Below are 19,933 nucleotides of genomic sequence, written 5' to 3' on the forward strand. Positions count from 1 at the left end.
GCAATCCTCTATCAAGCGTCTGGCAGGGCCTGGAATGGCGCTTCTTTGTCCGTGCGTTCCTTGGTGCCCCAGGCGGCGATGCCGACCTTGAGCGCGTAGAACAGGATGCTGAAGACCACGAACAGGAACAACACCGTCAGCGTCGCGTTGGTGTAGGCGTTGAACACCACGTGCTGCATCTGCTCGATGCTCTTGGCCGGGGCCAGGATCTGGCCGGCGGCCAGGGCATCGTTGTATTTGCGTGCCAGGGCCAAAAAGCCGATCGCCGGGTTGGCGTCGAACAGCTTGATCAGGCCCGCCGTGGTGGTGCAGATCAGCAGCCAGCTCGCCGGCAGCAGCGTGACCCAGACGTAGCGCTGGCGCTTCATCTTGATCAGGACCACGGTGGCGAGCATCAGGGCGATACCGGCCAGCATCTGGTTGGAGATGCCGAACAGCGGCCACAAGGTGTTGATGCCGCCCAGCGGATCGATCACGCCCTGGTACAGCAAGTAACCCCACAGCGCGACGCAGCCGGCGGTGGCGATCAGGTTGGCTGGCCAGGATTCGGTGCGCTTGAGCGAAGGCACGAACGAGCCGAGCAAGTCCTGCAGCATGAACCGCCCGGCACGGGTGCCGGCGTCCACCGCGGTGAGGATGAACAGCGCTTCGAACAGGATCGCGAAGTGGTACCAGAACGCCATGGTGTTCTCACCCGGCAGCACCGAGTGCAGGATCTGCGCGATGCCGACCGCCAGGGTCGGCGCACCGCCGGCACGGGCCAGGATGGTGGTTTCGCCGATGTCCTTGGCCACCGCTTGCAGCGCCTCGGGGGTGATTGCAAAGCCCCAGCTGCTGACGGTCTGCGCCACGGACACCACGTCACTGCCGACGATCGCCGCCGGGCTGTTCATGGCGAAGTACACGCCTGGCTCGATCACCGAGGCGGCGACCATGGCCATGATCGCCACGAAGGACTCCATCAGCATGCCGCCGTAACCGATGTAGCGGGCGTTGGTTTCGTTATCCAAGAGCTTGGGCGTGGTGCCCGAGGAGATCAGTGCGTGGAAACCCGAGACCGCGCCGCAGGCGATGGTGATGAACAGGAACGGGAACAGACCGCCCTTCCACACCGGTCCCGTGCCGTCGGTGAACTGGGTCAGCGCCGGCATTTTCAGCTCGGGCATGGTGACCAGGATGCCGATCGCCAGGGCGACGATGGTGCCGATCTTGAGGAAGGTCGACAGGTAGTCCCGTGGCGCCAGGATCAGCCACACCGGCAGTACCGCCGCGACAAAGCCGTAGCCGATCAGCATCCAGGTGATCTGGATCCCGGTGAAGGTGAAGGCCTTGGCCCAGACCGGATCGGCAGCAATTTGCCCGCCCAGCCAGATCGAACCCAGCAGCAACAGCACGCCGATGATCGAGATTTCACCGATGCGGCCCGGGCGGATATAGCGCATGTAGATACCCATGAACATCGCGATCGGGATGGTCGCCATCACCGTGAAGATCCCCCACGGGCTCTCGGCCAGGGCCTTGACCACGATCAGCGCCAGCACCGCGAGGATGATGATCATGATCAGGAAGCAGCCGAACAGCGCGATGGTGCCAGGGATGCGGCCCATTTCCTCGCGCACCATGTCACCCAGGGAACGCCCGTTGCGGCGGGTGGACAGGAACAGGACCATGAAGTCCTGCACCGCACCGGCCAGCACCACGCCGGCGATCAGCCAGAGCGTGCCGGGCAGGTAGCCCATCTGCGCCGCCAGCACCGGCCCGACCAGCGGCCCCGCGCCGGCAATGGCCGCGAAGTGGTGGCCGAACAGAATGTGTTTGTTGGTCGGGACATAGTCCAGGCCATCGTTGTTGAGCACGGCGGGGGTGGCCCGGCGCGCATCGAGTTGCATCACGTTGTTGGCGATGAAGAGGCTGTAGTAGCGGTAGGCGACCAGGTAGATGGCCACCGCTGCGACGACGATCCAGAGGGCGTTGATGGGTTCGCCGCGGCGCAAGGCCACGACACTCAACGCACAGGCCCCCAGAACGGCGACGGCAAACCAGGCGAGGTGTTTAACCAGACGGGTTGTCATTGCGTGTCTCCTGCCGATATCCAGTGGATTGCGGCGATTGTTTTTATAGTGTGCCCCGGCTATTCGGAGCCGACCCAATATCCCTGCAATGGGTCAATAAATAAATCCGTAGTACTACGTAGAACCCCAATTCCCCCTGTGGGAGCAAGGCTTGCCCGCGATAGAGTCAATACGGTCTTTCATACACCGCGGCGCCTGCATCGCGAGCAAGCTTTGCTCCCACATGTCTTGCGCCACAGGTTTTATGCCTCATCCATGGGTTTGGCATATGATGCCGCCATTCGCCTCCCCGCCGAGTCCGGACAGGAGTACAGATGCTGCTCAAACACAAAATCGTCGCCCTCGGGATTTTGCCGCTGGTCTTGGCCATCGCGGTCATCTGTGCCCTGGTGATCTCGCTCAATCGCCAGTTGGGCGATCAACAGGCGCAACTGATCGAAGACAGCATCCTGGCGAGCAAGCGCGCCGAGCTGAAGAACTATGTCGAGATGGCGCAGAGCCTGATCGCCCCGCTGTATGACAACGGCCGGGGAGATGACCGCGCGCAACAGCAGGTCCTGGAAGAACTGCGCAAGCTCAGCTTCGGCATCAACGGTTACTTTTTCGTGTACGACCGCCAGGGTCGCAGCCTCATGCATGCCCGCCAGTCGGAATTGGTGGGGCAGTACCTCTGGGACATGAAGGACCCCCACGGCCTACCGGTCATCCAGGCGCTGATCAAAAGCGCCGAATCAGGCGAAGGGTTCCAGCGCTACGCCTGGAACAAGCCCTCCTCCGGTCAGGTGACCGACAAACTGGCCTATGTCGTGATGCTGGACAAATGGGGTTGGATGCTCGGCACCGGGATTTACCTGGAGGACGTTGAGCGCGCCACCCAGCAAGCCCGTGACGAAGTCGCCCATGGCATCCATACCACCATGCAAGCCATCGCCGCTATCGCGTTGGTGGCGGTCCTGCTGGTGTTCGCTGGCGGCATGACCCTCAACGTCAGCGAACATCGCCTGGCCGACAAAAAGCTGCAGCGCCTGAACCAGCGCATCGTCAGTTTGCAGGAAGAAGAACGCTCGCGAGTGTCTCGCGAACTGCACGACGGCATCAGCCAACTGCTGGTGTCGATAAAGTTCCAGTTCGAACTGGCCAGCCACGTGTTGGAGAATGGCCAGGAAAACGGCCTGGGCATCCTCAAGAATGCAACCGACCGGCTGGGCGAAGCCATCGGCGAGATCCGTAGCATCTCCCACGATTTGCGCTCGTCCCTGCTCGACACCTTGGGCCTGCCCGCTGCTATCGGCCAGCTCGCGACCGAGTTCCAACAGCGCAGCGGGCTTGAAGTGTCCTACCGAAGCAACGAATTCGATTGCCGCCTGGAAAATGGTGCCCCTGTCTCGCTGTTCCGCATTGCCCAGGAAGCCCTGACCAATATCGAGCGCCATGCCGGGGCCAAAAGCGTCGGCATCACCCTGTTCGGCTCCAGCCAGTCCTTGCGCCTGACGGTGGTCGATGATGGGATGGGCTTCAACGTCCCGCAAGTGGAACGCGGCCATGCCGGCATCGGCCTGCGTAATATCCGCGAACGGGTCGAGCATTTCGGTGGACGCCTGGAAGTGACCTCGGTACCGGGACGAAGCGAACTGGACATCCTGCTGCCCATGAACCTCTCGGTCACGCAAAGCTGATGCGCGCCCACTCCAACAAGAGCACTTTCCGATGAACCTGCCTCCCGTGATTCGCGTCGCGCTGGTCGATGACCACTCCCTGGTCCGCGACGGCATCAGGGCCTTGCTGTCGGTGATGCCGCAACTGGATGTGGTCGGCGAAGCCGAGAACGGCGCGCAAGCAATCGAAATGGTCGGTCGCTGCCAACCGGACTTGCTGCTGATGGACATCGGTCTCAAGGACAAGAACGGGCTCGAGCTGACCCGGCTGCTGGGCAAACAATACCCCAGCCTCAAGATCCTCATCCTCAGCATGTACGACAATTATGAGTACGTGAGCGAGTCCGTGCGTTCCGGTGCCAGCGGCTATGTGCTCAAGAACGCGCCGTCGCGGGAAATCATCGCGGCCATCGAAGCCATCATCAGCGGCGGCACCTTCTACAGTGCCGAGATCGCCCAGCGACTCGCCACTGACCCGCACACCGACAACGAGCTGACGCCACGGGAGAGCCAGGTGCTGTACAAAATGGTCCAGGGCCTGAACAACAAGGAAATGGCCCGTGAACTGGACATCAGCGTACGCACCGTCGAAACCCATCGCCTGAGCATCCGCCGCAAGCTGAACATCGACAAGCCGGCGGCCCTGGTGAAATACGCGATCGACCACGGGATCATTTCGCGCTAGGCCCTTGCTACACTCCCCGGTCTTGTCCCCTTCCCTTGCGAGACGTCCAATCACTATGAAAACCATAACAAGCTCGATGACGCTCTGTGGCCTGTTGGCGCTCTCCGGCAGCGCCCTGGCCGAGCCGCCCCCCTCGCTGCTGGACCAGGTCCTGCAACGCGGCGAACTGAAGGTGTGTACCACCGGCGACTACAAGCCCTATACCTTTAAAACCCAAACCGGCGAATACGAAGGCATCGACATCGACATGGCGCGCTCGCTGGCCGCCAGCCTGGGCGTCAAGGTGCAATGGGTGCAGACCACCTGGAAAACCCTGATGCCGGATATGGTTGCCGGTCAATGCGACATCGGCATGGGTGGGATTTCGGTGACGCTGGAGCGCCAGAAGAAAGCCTATTTCAGTACCACCCTGGACGTGGATGGCAAGATCCCGCTGGTGCGTTGCGAAGACCAGGAGCGCTACCAGACCATCGAGCAGATGAACCAGCCTTCGGTGCGTCTTGTCGAGCCCGCCGGCGGCACCAACGAAGCTTTCGTCCGGGCGTTCCTGCCCAACGGCCAGCTCAGCTTCCACGACAACGTGACCATCTTCCAGCAACTGCTGGACAAGAAAGCCGATGTAATGATTACCGACGCGTCTGAAGCGCTCTACCAGCAAAAACTCAAGCCTGGCCTGTGCGCGGTCAACCCGACCCGCTACCTGCAATATGGCGAGAAGGCCTACCTGCTGCCTCGCGATGACAACACCTGGAAGATGTACGTCGATCAGTGGCTGCACCTGAGCAAGGCCAATGGCAGCTACCAGAAAGTGATTGGGCAGTGGCTGGCGGTGCCGGCCGCCCAATAACCGTTCGCTGACGAAACAAAAAAAACTGTGGGAGCGAGCTTGCTCGCGATGGCGTCAGGTCAGCCACGTTGATCTTGGCTGACATACCGCTATCGCGAGCAAGCTCGCTCCCACACAGAGTCGGGCCTGTTCAGGACTGACCTATCCGCCTCACTGCGCGGCCCGCACCTTGGCGATCTCCTCGTACATCGTCTTCACCAGGTCGCCATCCAGGGATTTGGCGAACTTGTCGATCACCGGCTTCACACGCTCGCGGAAGCGATCTTTCTCCTCTGGGGTGATTTCATTCACGGTCATCGCACCGGCCAAAGTCACCTTGGCCTTGTCCATGCCCGCCGCCGTGACTTCACGCTGGAATATTTGCGCCTCGGCCGCGGCCGCGCGAATCATTGCCTTTTCATCGTCGTTGAGGCGGTTCCAGGTTTTCTGGCTGATGATCAACGACTGCGGGTTGAAGATATGGCCCGTGACGGAGAGATACTTCTGCACCTCGTAGAACTTGTTGCCCTCGATCACCGTGAAGGGGTTTTCCTGGCCGTCGATGGTGTGCTGCTCAAGGCCGGTGTAGACCTCCGGGAACGCCATCGGCACAGGGTTGGCACCCAGTGCGGAGAAGGTTTCCAGGTAGATCGGTGACTGGATGACGCGGATCTTCAAGCCCTGCATGTCTTCAAGTTTGGTCACCGGGTGCTTGCTGTTGGTCAGGTTGCGGAAACCCAGGTCCCAATAACCCAGCCCTACCAGCCCCTTGCTGTCCAATTGCGCCGCCAGTTTCTGCCCGACCGGCCCATCGATGACCGCATGGGCTTCCTCGACATTGTTGAACAGGAACGGGAAATCGAGCATGGCATAATCCGGTGCCTGGGCGGCCAGGATGCCGGAGTTGAGCACGGTGATGTCCAGCGTGCCGCCCTGCAACGCCGACACCGTTTGCACGTCGCCGCCTAGGGTACCGCCGGGGAACAGACGGACCTTGATCTTGCCACCGCTCTTTTCGCTGAGCAGGTCGGCGAACTTCTGCGCGCCCTGCCCTTGTGGATGCTCCTTGACGTTCTGGAACGCGAATCGCAGGGTGCGATCGCGAATTTCATCTGCGTGACTGACCACGCTACCCAGCAGCAGTCCCGTTGCGCACGCCCCGGCCAACAGGGTTTTCATCAGTTGTCCCATGTCACTCTCCGATCATTATTGTTTTTAAGTCGAGCTACTACGGCTTGCACCGGCATTAACCGGTGAAGAATTTCAGGGGTCCCAGGACCAGTTGCGGGAACAGGACCAGCAGGAACAGCACCGCCAGTTGCGCTAGCAGGAACGGCCACACGCCACGAACGATTTCTTCGATATTGAGCTTGGAAACCCCGCTCACCACGTTGAGCACAGTGCCCACGGGCGGGGTAATCAGGCCGATGGCGGTGTTGATCAGGAACAACACGCCGAAGTAAACCGGGTCGATGCCCGCCTGGGTGATCGCCGGCATCAGCACCGGTGTGAGGATGAGGATGCTTGGCGTCATGTCCATGACCGTACCGACCAGGATGATCATCAGCATGATCACTACCAACAGCAGGGTCGGGCTATCCATGAACGGTTCGAGCACCGCCGCCAATTGGCCTGGCAAGTCGGCAATGGTCACCAGCCAGGAAGAAACCATCGCGGCGGCGACCAGCAGCATCACCACCGAGGTGGTCTTGGCCGAGGACAGGATCACCTCGTACAACTGGCTGACTTTCATTTCCCGGTAGATCACCAGGGAGACGAATAGCGAATAGACCGCCGCCACCACTGCCGCTTCTGTCGGGGTGAAAATGCCGAATTTGAGGCCAAAAATAATGATGATCGGCAAGCCCATGGCCCAGCTGCCCTCGACCAGTGCCCGCAGGACCTCGGCACGGGATTGTTTGGGTGGCGTCTCGACATTCTCGCTGCGGGAGACGAACCACCAGGCAATGGCGAGCGCCGCGCCGAGCATGATCCCTGGCACGATGCCGGCCAGGAACAACTTGGAAATCGACACCCCGGACGCCACGCCAAAGACAATGAAGCCAATGCTCGGCGGAATGATCGGCGCGATAATGCCACCGGCGGCAATCAAACCCGCCGAGCGTGCCCGGTTGTGCCCGGCCAGCACCATCATCGGCACCAGCAACGCCGCCAGTGCCGCCGCATCGGCCACGGCCGAACCGGAGAGCGACGCCAGCAGGCAGGACGCGATGATCGCCACATAACCGAGGCCACCACGCTTGTGCCCCACCAGCGCCATGGCGATGTTGACGATGCGTTTGGACAGGCCACCGACGTTCATGATTTCACCGGCCAGCATGAAGAACGGCACGGCCATCAGCGGGAAGCTGTCCGCGCCGTTGAGCAGGTTCTGGGCAATGATTTGCGCGTCAAACAGATCCAGGTAGAACATCAACGCCACGCTGACCACCAGCAAGGCAAACGCAATGGGCATGCCCAGTGCCATGCTGCCAATCAAGGACCCGAGGAAAATAACCAGTGTCATGGGCGGGTACTCTTGATGGGGTCAGGGGTGACGGGGTTATGTGTGATTACCTCGGCGTCGTTGGCCTTGACCATCACCAGCTCGTTATCCCCGAGCTTGCCAAACAGTGCCAGGTAGAGTTCGTAGAACAGGATCGCTGCGGCACTGGCGCCAAACACCAGGCCAGCACCATAGAACAGCGCCATGGACAATCCTGAGGCAGGGGCGACGACATTCAGGTTGATCGCGGCCTGCTGCCAACTGCCACTGAAGATCAGCCAGCAGATGTACAGCATCAGCAGATGGCTGATGACCAGGCAGATACGCTTGCCGGCCGGCGGCAAGCGCTTGACCAGGCTGTCCATGCCCAGGTGAGCACGGTCCTTGAGCGCCACCAGGGCACCGAGAAAAATCATCCAGACGAAGAACCAGCGCGACAACTCCTCCGACACACTGATGCCAGAGTTGAAGGCATAGCGCAGCACCACATTGCCGAACACCAGCACGATCATCGCGACCATGCACAACACAATCAGCAGCTTCAGCAGCTTGAAATACAGATCGACGACTTTTGTCATTTTGAAGAACTCCGAGGCTTGTCGAGCGCCGACATCCCGCTGGCGCGAAAAGACCGCAAACAGCGTGGCCGCTATCGGATCGAACCTGAGAGGCTGGAAGATGCTCCTGGGCTGGAACAACGGATCAGGGGGAAATGGGGTGCTCGCAAACGGAAAGGCATGAGTATTCCTCTATTTTTATTATGGTCTTGGTCACGTTGGACAAGACTGATTGCCGATAAAATGTACCACCCGGTTAGTTTGGTCAATAAGCCAGGCAGGTGTGCAACACAAAGCGTGCGATTATCGGTCGGACCGGGCGAACGAGTTGCTGCCATTTGGATTCGGATGGGGCGATTCCAGGCAACCCGTCTTATTCATAAGTAACGACTCTGCCGAGTGGCCCTGACGACAGAAACATCCCTCCGACTTATTAATATAAAAACTCGAATTAAATTGAACTTTCGCCAAAACACAAACTTCACGCACAACTAATCAACCCTCTAAGCGAGCAACCTACCGACGATTTACAGGCGCCATTTCGATGACACACCACCTATTCAACAAGCAAGTATTCGGCGCCAAAAAAACCACAGCGCCGCTCGCCTTAACACCTGGCGCGCATATACCAGCCATCTAACAACACAAAAAATCCTTCAAAATCAATAATTAATTTACATTTCGGCTACAACAACAAAACTCTCAAATCCCACTTCCAAACACCCCTCTAAAAATTATTAATAGAACTTCGCACATTAAACCTTTGCACTCATGATCTTTAGTGCTATTAATCTGCCGCCCCGATTTTCAAGATGCTACCGCGTCACTTCCTGTGTACGTCAAACCGCTGTCTGACAACGGGCTACTACTTAAAACTTAAACCGCTTATTTACTTGAACGCCTCATCGCGTCCGGGTGGGCTGTTGTGCGGCGCAGCAAATTGCGCAAGGAAGGGCGTCATGGCAACTAATCATCCACGAATCAGGGTTCTCTCGATCTTCGGTACCCGTCCGGAAGCCATCAAGATGGCGCCCCTGGTCAAGGCCCTCGCCGCCGAACCGGGCATTGAGTCGCTGATCTGCGTCACCGGCCAGCATCAGAGCATGCTCAAGCAGGTCCTGGATCTGTTCGATCTCAAGGCCGATTTCACCCTCGACGTGATGACGCCGCACCAGACACTCAACTCCCTGACTGCCGCGTTGTACGCAGCCATCGACCCGGTGCTGGAACAGACCCGGCCGGATCGGGTGCTGGTCCACGGCGATACCACTTCGGCCATGGTCGCGTCGATGGCCGCCTTCCATCGACGCATCCCCGTCGGCCATGTTGAAGCCGGCCTGCGCACCGGTGACATCTACAGCCCTTGGCCGGAAGAAATGAACCGCCGGTGCATCGACCTCAGCGCCGACCTGCTGTTTGCCCCTACCGGACAATCGCGCGACAAGCTGCTGGGCGAACGCCTGCAAGGCCGTTGCCTGGTGACCGGCAACACCGTGATCGACGCACTGCAACTCACGGCCCGGCGCATCAATGACGATGCCCGGTTGCGTGGCGAACTGGACCAACAGTTCCCGTTCCTGCAAACCGGACGCAAGTTGCTGCTGGTGACCGGCCATCGCCGGGAGAACTTCGGCGAGGGTTTCCTGGACATCTGCAAGGCCTTGCGTCACCTGGCCCAGCGGCCGGATATCCAGATCGTCTACCCGGTGCATCTCAATCCCAACGTCCTGGGCCCGGTGACCGAACAATTGGGCGAGTTGCTCAATGTGCATTTGATCAAGCCGCTGGACTACCTGGCGTTCGTGCGCCTGATGCAACACGCCCATGTCATCCTCACCGACTCCGGCGGTGTGCAGGAAGAAGCGCCGTCCCTGGGCAAACCGGTGCTGGTGATGCGACGCCCTGAAGCGGTGGCGGCGGGCACGGTGCGCCTGGTCGGCACCTCGCCGGCATCGATCATCGCCGGCGTGGATGCGTTGTTCGACGATGACGCGTTATGGCGCCGCGCCTCGCAGGCGACCAACCCCTATGGCGACGGCAAGGCCAGCCAACGCATCGTCGATACCCTGATGGGGCGTCCGGTCGACGACTTCGTCGTACCCCCGCTGCCTGCACGGCAGCAACCGGTCGCTCCGTCCCTGTCCGAGCCACGCGAGTTGCTCGCCGATTTCAACTGACCACTGCTATTTCTCTTATCAGATCGAGACTTGCCTGAATGAAGCCTTCCGTTGCCCTCCCTACGGGTGCGCTCAGCGCCCTTGCCTGTGGCTTGAGCCTGCTCGCGCTCATGCCGACCTTTGCCCTGGCCGCGGACAGCCCGCTGACCCAGGCCATTCATCGACTCAACGCCGATACCCGCCAGACGCGTGAGGTGCGCTTGAGCGACCTGGGCATCACGGCGCCGATCCTCTTGAGCGCCAGCGACGCCCGCCGCGAGCTCTACCTGCCGGTACCCGCCGGGGTTGCCCTCGAGAACGCGACGCTGCAACTGGACGCCAGCTACCTCAATGGCGAAGGCGGTCGCAACACCCTGCTGCTGTCCCTCGACGGCTACCCGGTGCGTGCCGAAGGGCTCAGCGAGGCACAAGGCGATGCCAGCGCCACACTCGGCGTCGACAAGGCCGCGCGTGACAACGGCCTGGTACGCCTGGGCATCGCCTGGTCCTCGGTGGTGCCTCGGCCGTTGTGCGAAGATGATCGGGTCATCGGCAATGTGCTGCGCATCCAACCCGAGACGCGCCTGAGCTACAGCTACGACGCCAGCCAATTGCGCGACATCGGTGCGGCCTGGGCGGCCCTGCCCGGCGAGCCCGGCATTCTCGTCGCCCCCGGCTCGTTGTCCGCCGCCAGCTACGATTCGGCCTGGCGCCTGGGCGTGGCGCTGGAGCGCATCGGTAAACACAGCCGCATCCTGCCCTTCCCTGTCGTGCACGACAGCGTGGACTTGAGCGGCCTGCGCATCCCTGCCGAGTTATTGAGCATTCCGGCCTTCGCCAGCCTCAACGGCAAAGGCCCGCACACCTTGGCCAACCCGGCCGAGATCGGCGCACTGCTGGTGTTGGGCCAGACCCCGAACGTACAGGCTGACCTGGCGATCAACGACCCGGAACTGCTCAAGGCCATCAACCAATCCCTGGACGCCTTGCAAAGCCAGGTCCAGGGCCTCGACACAACGGCAGCCAGCGCACTGACCCAATGGCGCGAACAGCACGTCAACGCGGCGCTGGCAAGCGCCGGCACCGACAGCGTACGCCTGGCGCTGCTGGGCACTCGCCCGGTCCTGATGATTGCCCCACAATCCACCGGCAAAGCCTTGTCACTGCTCGGTACGGCCTGGAGCAAACTGGCGAAAAGTCGCCAAATGACCGTGAGCGAAGCGCAAACACCGTTGAGCCACGATGGCCGCGTGGCCCTGTCGCGACTGGGCGGCGCCCCCGGCAACTTCGACGTGGCCTCGCGATTCGACTGGAGCACTTCGTTCCCCCTGGGCAGCGTGGCGTACGACGGTCGCCTGCCCGTCATGGCCGTGGTCGATGTTTCCGCAGCCCCGGGGGCTTCCCCTACAGCACCGGTGGCCTCGCTGTTTTTCAATGATTTCCTGATCGGCGCGCAGCAACTGACCGCCAACGGTGAGCCGCAGCGCATCCAGGCCCACATCCCGCGCTACGCCCTGGGCTCGAAAAACACCTTGCGCGTATCGTTCCAGCGTCAGCCGGTCAGCGACCGCTGCCTGGAAACGCCGCAAGCCTTCCCGGTGTCGGTCCTGCCGACCAGCCATATCGTCCTGGAAAAAACCTCGCTGGACGACGACTTCTCCGGCATGGCCGCACGCTTCGCCGCGGACACCCAGATCCTGGTGCCCCAGGCCTACCTCGATCAACCGGCCAGCAGCCTGGCACGGGTCATTTCGGTGGCCGACACCAGCGGTGTATCGCCGCTGCGCGCGCAACTCAAGGTCAGCGCTGATGCGAAAGCCGTCGTCAGCCCGGACAAAGCCTTCCTGGCCTTCGAGTTGCCGCTCAAGGACAGCCAGGAATCGGTCCAGGTCGATGAGCAAGGTCGCCTGCGCATCAACCACAAGGACCAGGTGCTGCTGGACGTGCAGTCCCTCAACCAATTGGCCTCGCTGCAAGTGGTGCAGAGCGCAGGCCAACATGGCCTGGTCTACCGGGCCCTGGGCAACCAGCCGCCAAGCCTGGCCAAGCCGATTGTGCTGACCCGTGGCGACGTGGCGATTCTGGGCAACAACGGGGCCGTGGCGATCTTCGATACCCAAGACCCAAGCGGTAGCCTGCTGATCGGCCGCGAAGAACCCAAGGGCCTGGACGCCTGGCGTAAACCTTCGCTGCTCTGGCTGATTCCGGGTGCCATTGTCCTGTTCCTCCTCTTGTTGCTGGCAGGCCGTAGCGCCCGTCGCAATCGCCAGTAACGGTACCCTTCAATGACGTCGCTTTATTGGCCCTATTGGCTGGCCCATTACTACAACTATCTGGAGATCGCGACCATCGTGGTCGCGGTGCTGATCCTGATCTCCAGCCTGGACGATCTGATCATTGACCTGTGGTACTGGTCTCGTCGCCTGTACCGCAAGTTCACCGTGGACCGCCGCTACCGGCCGCTGACCGTCGAGCAATTGTTGGCCCGGGACGAACAGCCCCTGGCGATCATGGTGCCGGCCTGGCTGGAATACGACGTCATCGCACCGATGATCGAGAACATGGTGTCGACACTCGACTACCAGAACTACGTGGTCTTCGTCGGTACGTACATCAACGACCAGCGCACCATCGACGAAGTCGAGCGGATGCGCCGGCGCTACAAACAACTGCACCGCGTGGAAGTACCCCATGCCGGGCCAACCTGCAAGGCCGACTGCCTGAACTGGGTGATCCAGGCGATTTTCCTGCATGAGAAAACCCATGGCATGACCTTCGCCGGCGTCGTCCTGCACGACAGCGAGGACGTGCTGCACCCGCTGGAACTGCGTCTGTTCAACTACCTGTTGCCGCGCAAGGACATGATCCAATTGCCGGTGGTGTCGCTGGAGCGCAACTGGTACGAATGGGTGGCAGGCGTCTACATGGACGAGTTCGCCGAATGGCACGGCAAGGACCTGGTGGTGCGTGAAAGCATGACCGACACCGTGCCCTCGGCCGGCGTCGGCACCTGCTTTTCCCATCGCGCCCTGCGGGTGCTGGCCGGTGAAACCGAAAACCAGCCATTCAACACCGACAGCCTCACCGAGGACTACGACGTTGGCGCGCGCTTGGCCAAGGTTGGCATGAATGCGATTTTCGTACGTTTCCCGGTGCAGTTCCGGGTGCTGCGCAAATCCTGGTTCCGCAAACCCTACGAATCGACCCTGACCATGCCGCTGTGCGTGCGCGAGTTTTTCCCGGACACGTTCCGCACCGCCTTCCGGCAGAAGGCTCGCTGGACCCTGGGCATCGGCTTGCAAGGCTGGGAGCAGATGGGCTGGAACGGCTCGCTGGCCAACCGATACCTGCTGTTTCGCGACCGCAAGGGCGTGGTGACGGCGTTCGTGAGCATCATTGCCTACATTATTCTGGTGCAACTGCTGGGCTTGATCGTCCTGCGCCACAGCGGTTTGTGGGACGTCACCTTCCCTACGCCGTTCGAAAGCAATGACCTGATCAAATACCTGCTGTTGGCCAATGGCGTCGCACTGGTCTGGCGAATCCTGCACCGCTATTACTTCACCGCAGTGCTGTACGGCTGGCAGCATGGCTTGCTGTCCATGCCCCGCATGCTGGTAGGCAACTTCGTCAACTTCATGGCCGCTTCCCGGGCCTGGCGCATGTTCCTGGTGGGCAAGGTAATGAATCGCAAGCTGGTCTGGGACAAGACCATGCACGATTTCCCTTCCACCGACCTGGTCGCCATCGCGCCACGCCGCCTGGGCAGCGTGTTGCTGTCCTGGCAGGCCATCACCGACACGGCCCTGCAAAGCGCCCTCCACGAACAACAATCGCGCAACGTGCCTTTGGGGCGAATTCTGCTCAATAACGGCTGGCTGGACGATGAAACCCTGGCCGAAGCCATCGCGTTCCAGAATGACCTGCCACGGGTCTTTGACGTCGCTGAAAAAGCTGCTGCCTCGACATCCACGCTAAGTCCCGAGTTTGCCTTGCGCTGGCGAGTCGTGTCCCTGGGACCCAACAGCGAGGGCCGCGAACAGATCGCCGTTGCCAACCCCTTGCCTGACGAAGGCCTGCGACAGGTCAGCGCTGCACTGGGCAGCGAGCCGGTGCAACTGATCGCCCGGGAAAGCGAAATTCTCGCGCTGTTGCGCAAGCTGCCTGCGCGCAATGGTCATGCCGTGCCCAATGCCCGGGCGCCGCTGCTGGGCGACCTGCTGATCGAAATGGGCCAGCTCGATCGCGACGAGTTCAGTCGCGTCATGCTCCAGTACCGGCCGCAACACCACGGCCGTATCGGCGATTACCTGGTCGACAGCGGTGTGCTGCCACGCGCGACGATCGAACAGGCCGTGGCCCGTCAGCACAATCTCTACCCAACGGAGCTCCCGGCATGAACCGCCGCTTCCTGACCCTTTTGGCCACGGGGCTGAGCCTGATACCTGCGTTTGCGCTTGCCGAAACGTTGCCGCTGCCATTGTCCGGCCCGGCCTACACCGCCGCCAACGAGGCCTACAGCGCCTACGAACGCAAGGATTACGACCTGGCCATCGCCAAGGCGCGCGAAGCCCTGCGCCTGCGGGCCGATGTGACACGCCTGAACACCTTGATTGAATTGGCCGAACGGGACAAGAAACGGCGCGACCAGCCCCGGTCCCTGGCCGCGTCTCGTCCCGCTGGCGCAGCACCGGGTTTCGTCGCCGCGTCCCAAGGGTTCAAGGCCTATGGCCGCGAACAATTCGGCCTGGCTGCGCAATCGGCCCGCAAGGCCGTGACCCAGGCACCTCGACGCCGTGAATATCGCCTGTTGCTGATCGATTCCTTGCAGCGCCAGCAACACTTGGAAGAAGCTGACCGAGCCACCACCGATGCCCTTCGTGTCTTTGCCAACGACAACACGTTGCTGATTCGCCGCACAGCCATTCGCCGTCAACTCGCCGTACCGCTGGCAATCCAGGGCTATCGCGCGCTGGAGCAAGGCAACGTAGCCTTGGCCGTGGATCAGGCGCGCAAAGCCGTGGCCTGGGCCCCGGAAATCACCGCCAACCAGCAGTTGCTCATCAGTGCGCTGCTGGCGGCGAAGGCTGACGTGGGTGCCGAACAGGCCGCTTCTGCCGCGCTGGCGCTGGACGATCGCCAAGCCGCGCCGTGGATCCTGCGCAGCTATGCCCGTAACCGCCAGGGCAAGACGCAGGCGGCCCAGGACGATCTTTACCACGCCCAGAGTCTTGCGGGTCTGTCGGCAGGAGAAGCCCGTGACATCCGCTCCGCCCAGGCCCAATCCTCACCACCCGTGCTGCTATGCCAGGAAAGCACCTACGGTCTGACCTGTTCCATTTCGCCGGGTAACATCGGCGAACAGGCTCCGGTGAGTGATCTGCAGCTAGCTTATGATTGGGTTCGGGCCGGCGACGACGAAGCAGCCCATGCCGCGTTCCGCAAGGCGGACGCCACCGCGCGACTGGCACCGGCACCCGCCCAGGACGCAGCCTACAACGCCATGCGAGTCCATGAAGACGATGAAGCCGTGGCCTACTTCAAACGCGTCATCGATGGGCAAAAAACCGCTGCGTCGCCCCTGTCCGCGCAACAGCTGTTCGATACCCGTCGCACCGTGGGCGATGTATCGCACAGACTCGGCCTGACCAGCACCACCAGCTATCGCGGCAGCAGTTCCAGTGGCCTGAGCGCCGCCCCGGGCACCAGCAGCAGCGATAGCGAAAGCAATGACCTGCTGCAAAACAGCACCGAACTGTCGTGGCGTCCGCTGGGCTATCGCAATGGCCGCTTTGTCGAACTCTACGGACGCATCACCGACACCCTGTGGAGCAATAACAGCGATTCGGACACGGGCGCGGATGCCTTGCAAGGCGCCCTCGGCGTGCGAGTCAAGCCCTTCAGTTCGGTCAACATCATGGCCGCCCTTGAACGGACCTTCCCGCTGGGTTCTTCCAATGTCGACGGCGACTGGCTGGTGCGGCTGGGCTACGGTTCGAGTATCGGCACCGATCTGCGGGTCGATGTGCCGAGCTGGTGGACCTCGCAGCTGTACGCCGAGGTCGGCCACTACATCAACGACTCACGGAACTACTTCAACAGCGAATGGCAAGTGGGCCGCAGCTATGCCATCGGCGGGACCGGCTCGCGCTGGGTGGCCTTCCCCCATGTCGTCGCGGCGATCGACTACGATTCCAAGATGAAGAGCGAAGCCGGCGGCGGCTTTTCTTCCGGCGACGCCGGGGGGATCGGGATAGGAAACAACGTACGTTACTGGTTCCGGGAAGACGCCTACAACGCACCACGCTCCTATGTGGACCTGTCCCTGCAATACCGGGCCAGGGTGTTTGGCGAGGATCGCGCCAAAGGCGTGTTCGCGCGCCTGACCTACTCCTATTGAGCACGGTGATGTTCGGCCCGTCGGCACGAAAAGCGGCTCGCCTTGCCGAGCCGCGACTACACTGCATCCAGAAGGGACTTGTTTGAATAGCTTCGCAAAGTTCATCAATCGCAAGACCATCGCGGCGCTGTTTGTGGCCGCGCTCCTCAGCGCAGGTACAGGGACGTACTACATAATGACCACCACGACACCGAACATCGTCGGCATCGCCTGGCAGCCGGACAACCAGACCGTCGGCATCAGCGGCAATTGGGAAAAACTGGGGGTGCACGAGCTATTGGTGCAATGGACCGTGGTGGACGACCAGGCCTTCGTGTCCGGAACGGGCCTGCCCAGCGTACCGGTACTGCCCGACTGGGCGCGCATTGCCAAGGCGCCCTGGGCCCAGGATGTCATCCTCGGGCTGGCCGGCTATTTCAGCGAGAACCGCTCGCGAGAAAACATCGAGCAACTGGCGGCGCTGTCAGAGCGCATTGCCGGGTTGCCGACGCCCTTGCATGTCACCGGTTGGTACTTTCCGGCGGAGGTCGACCCCAGCTGGTCGGGCGCCACGGAGCTGCCAGCCCTGCTGGCCAAGCTGCCGCGCCCGCTGTGGATCAGCGTCTACGACGGCGCCAATATCGGCCCCGCCGCTACCGCCGACTGGCTCAAGCAATGGTTGCCGAACGACATCGGCGTGTTTTTCCAGGACGGTGTCGGCGTTTATGCCCGCACCGCCCCGGTTGCCCGGACCTACGCCGATGCCCTGCGCGATCGACTTGGCCAGGATCGCGTGCGAATCATCGTCGAAGCCTTCCGCCCCCAATACGGCGGTGGCTTCCGCTCCGCCACGGTCGACGAACTCAAGCCACAACTGGCGGCCTATGCAGGCTATCCGCTCTATCTGTTCGACGGGCCGCACTACATGACGCCAACGTTGGTGGACCAGTTGAAACAAGCCCTGGCCCTGCCTTGAACAAGGTTTGAAGCTAGCCGCTTGCCCTCGCTGACTGAGTTTGTATCGGTCTGTATCTGAAATGCGGACTGATACGAAACAATGGATTTCGCCCTCTCCTGGCACACATCGTCGATACATCCGCGCGTTTAACTGTGATCACCGGACAGCAACCTTCGCTGCCACGGCCCACTCAATCAAGCGCAAGGAGAATCACCATGTTCAATCTCTCGAAAGTATCGTCCCTGGCTATTGCCCTGACACTGGTTGGCGGTGTCGGCCTGGCCAATGTCGCCTCGGCTACCGAAGCCAGTGCATCGACTCACAACCAGGCGCAACAGCTGGCTGAAGGCGGGTCTGATCGTTTGCTCGAGAACCGTGTGGCTGAAGGTGGTTCCGATCGCTTGCGCGAGAATCGTGTGGCCGAAGGTGGCTCCGATCGCTTGCGCGAGAATCGCGTGGCCGAGGGCGGGGCTGATCGGTTGCAGGAGTTGCGTGAACGCAGCACGGTGTGAAGCGATTTTGTGGCAATGGCGCTTACTCTCGCTCGACTCTGTAGGAGCTGGCGAAGCCTGCGATCTTTTGATCTTGAGCTTTCGACTCAATGAGCAGTGGAAAGATCGCAGCCTCGCTGTGAGTGCCTGACAGGTCGGCTCAAGGCTTGATGTTCTTCAGCTCATTGAGCAACGCGAGCAGTTGCTGCATCTTTTCCTCGCCGAACTGTTCTTCGATCCGTCGATAGTTGCTTTCCATGCCCTCGCTCATGGACACAAAGCACTGCTGGCCGCGCTCGGTCAGCCCGACAAAGACCCGCCGCTGATCCTGGCTGGACTTTTGCCGCCGCACCAAACCGTCACGCTCCAGGCGACTGAGCACACCGGTCATGCTCGGCTTGAGGATGCACGCCTGGTGAGCGAGCTGATGGCTTTCCAGCTCCCCTTGCTGATGCAGGATACGGATCACCCGCCATTGCTGTTCCGTGAGGTCATGCTGGTTCAGCGCCGGGCGAAAAAAAGCCATCGCCGCTTCGCGGGCTTGCAACAGCGTCAGGGTCAATGAGGGTCTGGGGTTGGCCATGTTCGAACTGTGTGGATGGGCGAGTCGGCAGCTTAGTGTCGCTATCACAGCGCTGCAAGCGCTCAGCGCAGCCCCGACTGCCGCTGGCGATACTCCCCCGGCGTGAGCTGGGCGTAACGCTGGAAAAACCGACTGAAATACGCCGGGTCCTTGAACCCGAGCTGGTAGCAGATTTCATTGGCCGAGCTGCCGGTGAACAACAACAGGCGCTTGGCCTCCTGCATCAGCCGCTCCATGATCAGGCGCTTGGAAGGCAGGTCGGCGATGCGTCGACACACGTCATTGAGGCGCGCCTCGGTCACGCCGATGCCTTCGGCGTAGCGCGACAGCGTCCAATGCTGCAGGTAGTGGGCCTCGATCAACTCGTTGAAGCGGTGAAAGATCTTCAGGTCTTCATGCCGGGCCGGCCTGGCCTCCAGGGAGTTGGAACACAACCGTAGCAGGCTGATCATGATCAGCCGCGTCAAAGCGTCCAGTGCCGCACCGCGCCCTGGGCGCCCGGCCGTCACCTCCTCGCTCAATTCCTCGAACAGGTATTCCAAGCGCCGCACCTCCCCCGCCTGCCCGGGCCCCAGTTGCGCCAGCGCAACGCAGGCCGCCGGCATTTGCACGCCCGCCGGCGCCAGGCTCGGGTCGGCGTCGATCAACTGCCACACCAATTGCTGGCGCACCGTCAGCACATGCCCGTCACTGTCAGCCTCGGTCACGAAGGAATGGGGAATGGTCGGCGGTGTGAGGAAAAACATCGGGCCGGATTCGACGTACTGCTGGTCATCGAGATACACCCGCACGGTGCCGCTCTTGACGTAGTGCACCTGGAAGAACCGGTCGTGGCGATGAACCGGCATGTTGCGACCGAAAAAATCCGCCAGGTTGGCGAGTCGATCGTAATGCACTTCGGCGTCGCTGTAGCGCTGGTCGTACACCTGACCAATGTTGATGTTGGGGATCGGCTGACGGTCAGTCATCACGCAGTACTCGTTTTCTTATTCTGGTCCAGGCACCTGCCGCACCCATCCTGCACCGAATCCGGCAAGGCAACCAGTGCCCGCTCATTCTGTCACG

15 protein-coding genes are annotated in these 19,933 nt (G+C 61.4%); 9 read left to right on the forward strand and 6 right to left on the reverse strand.

The window, feature by feature from the left end:
* Positions 1 to 11: 11 nt before the first annotated feature.
* Entirely contained in the window at positions 12 to 2,072 is a 2,061-nt protein-coding gene (locus HU749_RS16530; RefSeq protein WP_217870541.1) for a carbon starvation CstA family protein, read from the reverse strand.
* 314 nt (positions 2,073 to 2,386) lie between these two features.
* Here HU749_RS16530 and HU749_RS16535 point away from each other — a divergent pair, with 314 nt between their 5' ends.
* Genes HU749_RS16535 through HU749_RS16545 form a run of 3 tightly spaced genes read left to right on the forward strand, consistent with a single transcriptional unit; the run spans position 2,387 to position 5,259 of the window.
* Complete coding sequence (locus HU749_RS16535) at positions 2,387 to 3,748, forward strand: cache domain-containing protein (RefSeq protein ID WP_186651916.1); 1,362 nt, start codon at positions 2,387 to 2,389, stop codon at positions 3,746 to 3,748.
* Between the two features lie 31 nt (positions 3,749 to 3,779).
* Positions 3,780 to 4,412, forward strand: a complete 633-nt coding sequence (locus HU749_RS16540) for a response regulator (RefSeq protein WP_024619432.1) — start codon at positions 3,780 to 3,782, stop codon at positions 4,410 to 4,412.
* A gap of 55 nt (positions 4,413 to 4,467) precedes the next feature.
* Positions 4,468 to 5,259: a transporter substrate-binding domain-containing protein gene (locus tag HU749_RS16545; protein WP_186651915.1), complete on the forward strand. Its 792-nt coding sequence runs from the start codon at positions 4,468 to 4,470 to the stop codon at positions 5,257 to 5,259.
* A gap of 150 nt (positions 5,260 to 5,409) precedes the next feature.
* Here the strand turns inward: HU749_RS16545 and HU749_RS16550 are convergent, their stop codons facing one another.
* Genes HU749_RS16550 through HU749_RS16560 form a run of 3 tightly spaced genes read right to left on the reverse strand, consistent with a single transcriptional unit; the run spans position 5,410 to position 8,322 of the window.
* Positions 5,410 to 6,429, reverse strand: coding sequence for a TRAP transporter substrate-binding protein (locus tag HU749_RS16550; protein WP_079304102.1), 1,020 nt, complete (start codon positions 6,427 to 6,429; stop codon positions 5,410 to 5,412).
* Positions 6,430 to 6,484: 55 nt separating this feature from the next.
* Positions 6,485 to 7,765 (reverse strand): TRAP transporter large permease subunit, encoded by a 1,281-nt coding sequence (locus HU749_RS16555; RefSeq protein ID WP_079304100.1) that lies wholly within the window; start codon positions 7,763 to 7,765, stop codon positions 6,485 to 6,487.
* Complete coding sequence (locus tag HU749_RS16560) at positions 7,762 to 8,322, reverse strand: TRAP transporter small permease (protein WP_018613289.1); 561 nt, start codon at positions 8,320 to 8,322, stop codon at positions 7,762 to 7,764. Before HU749_RS16560 ends, HU749_RS16555 begins: the two co-directional genes overlap by 4 nt.
* 938 nt (positions 8,323 to 9,260) lie before the next feature.
* On the opposite strand from HU749_RS16560, the gene wecB reads away from it, so the two are divergent.
* From wecB to HU749_RS16590, 6 genes are all read left to right on the forward strand, one after another.
* Positions 9,261 to 10,478, forward strand: a complete 1,218-nt coding sequence (gene wecB, locus HU749_RS16565; RefSeq protein ID WP_186651914.1) for a non-hydrolyzing UDP-N-acetylglucosamine 2-epimerase — start codon at positions 9,261 to 9,263, stop codon at positions 10,476 to 10,478.
* A gap of 38 nt (positions 10,479 to 10,516) precedes the next feature.
* Positions 10,517 to 12,730, forward strand: a complete 2,214-nt coding sequence (locus tag HU749_RS16570) for a cellulose biosynthesis cyclic di-GMP-binding regulatory protein BcsB (protein WP_095962517.1) — start codon at positions 10,517 to 10,519, stop codon at positions 12,728 to 12,730.
* A gap of 12 nt (positions 12,731 to 12,742) precedes the next feature.
* The gene (locus HU749_RS16575) at positions 12,743 to 14,857 is read left to right on the forward strand and encodes a glycosyl transferase family protein (RefSeq protein ID WP_095962516.1); all 2,115 of its coding nucleotides are present in this window, start codon (positions 12,743 to 12,745) and stop codon (positions 14,855 to 14,857) included.
* Positions 14,854 to 16,857 (forward strand): bacteriophage N4 adsorption protein A, encoded by a 2,004-nt coding sequence (locus tag HU749_RS16580; protein ID WP_186651913.1) that lies wholly within the window; start codon positions 14,854 to 14,856, stop codon positions 16,855 to 16,857. The genes HU749_RS16575 and HU749_RS16580 overlap by 4 nt, the downstream gene beginning before the upstream one ends.
* 175 nt (positions 16,858 to 17,032) lie before the next feature.
* Entirely contained in the window at positions 17,033 to 17,812 is a 780-nt protein-coding gene (locus HU749_RS16585; RefSeq protein ID WP_079304407.1) for an alpha-amylase family protein, read from the forward strand.
* Positions 17,813 to 18,009: 197 nt separating this feature from the next.
* A complete protein-coding gene (locus HU749_RS16590; RefSeq protein WP_186651912.1) occupies positions 18,010 to 18,306 on the forward strand; it encodes a phage infection protein in 297 nt (98 codons plus the stop codon).
* 139 nt (positions 18,307 to 18,445) lie between these two features.
* Here HU749_RS16590 and hpaR read toward each other — a convergent pair whose 3' ends face one another.
* Together hpaR and hpaA are read right to left on the reverse strand one after the other, a co-directional pair.
* Entirely contained in the window at positions 18,446 to 18,868 is a 423-nt protein-coding gene (hpaR, locus tag HU749_RS16595; protein ID WP_003201625.1) for a homoprotocatechuate degradation operon regulator HpaR, read from the reverse strand.
* Positions 18,869 to 18,930: 62 nt separating this feature from the next.
* Complete coding sequence (gene hpaA, locus HU749_RS16600; protein WP_186651911.1) at positions 18,931 to 19,836, reverse strand: 4-hydroxyphenylacetate catabolism regulatory protein HpaA; 906 nt, start codon at positions 19,834 to 19,836, stop codon at positions 18,931 to 18,933.
* Between the last annotated feature and the right edge of the window lie 97 nt (positions 19,837 to 19,933).

It is taken from the genome of Pseudomonas ogarae, assembly GCF_014268695.2.
GTDB classification, from domain to species: Bacteria; Pseudomonadota; Gammaproteobacteria; order Pseudomonadales; family Pseudomonadaceae; genus Aquipseudomonas; species Aquipseudomonas kilonensis.

Bases quoted from the DNA above. Each gene is read 5' to 3' on its own strand.
- wecB (WP_186651914.1), top strand. From the start codon at position 9,261: ATGGCAACTAATCATCCACGAATCAGGGTTCTCTCGATCTTCGGTACC.
- HU749_RS16555 (WP_079304100.1), bottom strand. From the start codon at position 7,765: ATGACACTGGTTATTTTCCTCGGGTCCTTGATTGGCAGCATGGCACTG.
- HU749_RS16545 (WP_186651915.1), top strand. From the start codon at position 4,468: ATGAAAACCATAACAAGCTCGATGACGCTCTGTGGCCTGTTGGCGCTC.
- HU749_RS16570 (WP_095962517.1), top strand. From the start codon at position 10,517: ATGAAGCCTTCCGTTGCCCTCCCTACGGGTGCGCTCAGCGCCCTTGCC.
- HU749_RS16550 (WP_079304102.1), bottom strand. From the start codon at position 6,429: ATGGGACAACTGATGAAAACCCTGTTGGCCGGGGCGTGCGCAACGGGA.
- HU749_RS16585 (WP_079304407.1), top strand. From the start codon at position 17,033: ATGACCACCACGACACCGAACATCGTCGGCATCGCCTGGCAGCCGGAC.
- HU749_RS16535 (WP_186651916.1), top strand. From the start codon at position 2,387: ATGCTGCTCAAACACAAAATCGTCGCCCTCGGGATTTTGCCGCTGGTC.
- HU749_RS16575 (WP_095962516.1), top strand. From the start codon at position 12,743: ATGACGTCGCTTTATTGGCCCTATTGGCTGGCCCATTACTACAACTAT.
- HU749_RS16530 (WP_217870541.1), bottom strand. From the start codon at position 2,072: ATGACAACCCGTCTGGTTAAACACCTCGCCTGGTTTGCCGTCGCCGTT.
- hpaA (WP_186651911.1), bottom strand. From the start codon at position 19,836: ATGACTGACCGTCAGCCGATCCCCAACATCAACATTGGTCAGGTGTAC.
- HU749_RS16590 (WP_186651912.1), top strand. From the start codon at position 18,010: ATGTTCAATCTCTCGAAAGTATCGTCCCTGGCTATTGCCCTGACACTG.
- HU749_RS16560 (WP_018613289.1), bottom strand. From the start codon at position 8,322: ATGACAAAAGTCGTCGATCTGTATTTCAAGCTGCTGAAGCTGCTGATT.
- hpaR (WP_003201625.1), bottom strand. From the start codon at position 18,868: ATGGCCAACCCCAGACCCTCATTGACCCTGACGCTGTTGCAAGCCCGC.
- HU749_RS16580 (WP_186651913.1), top strand. From the start codon at position 14,854: ATGAACCGCCGCTTCCTGACCCTTTTGGCCACGGGGCTGAGCCTGATA.
- HU749_RS16540 (WP_024619432.1), top strand. From the start codon at position 3,780: ATGAACCTGCCTCCCGTGATTCGCGTCGCGCTGGTCGATGACCACTCC.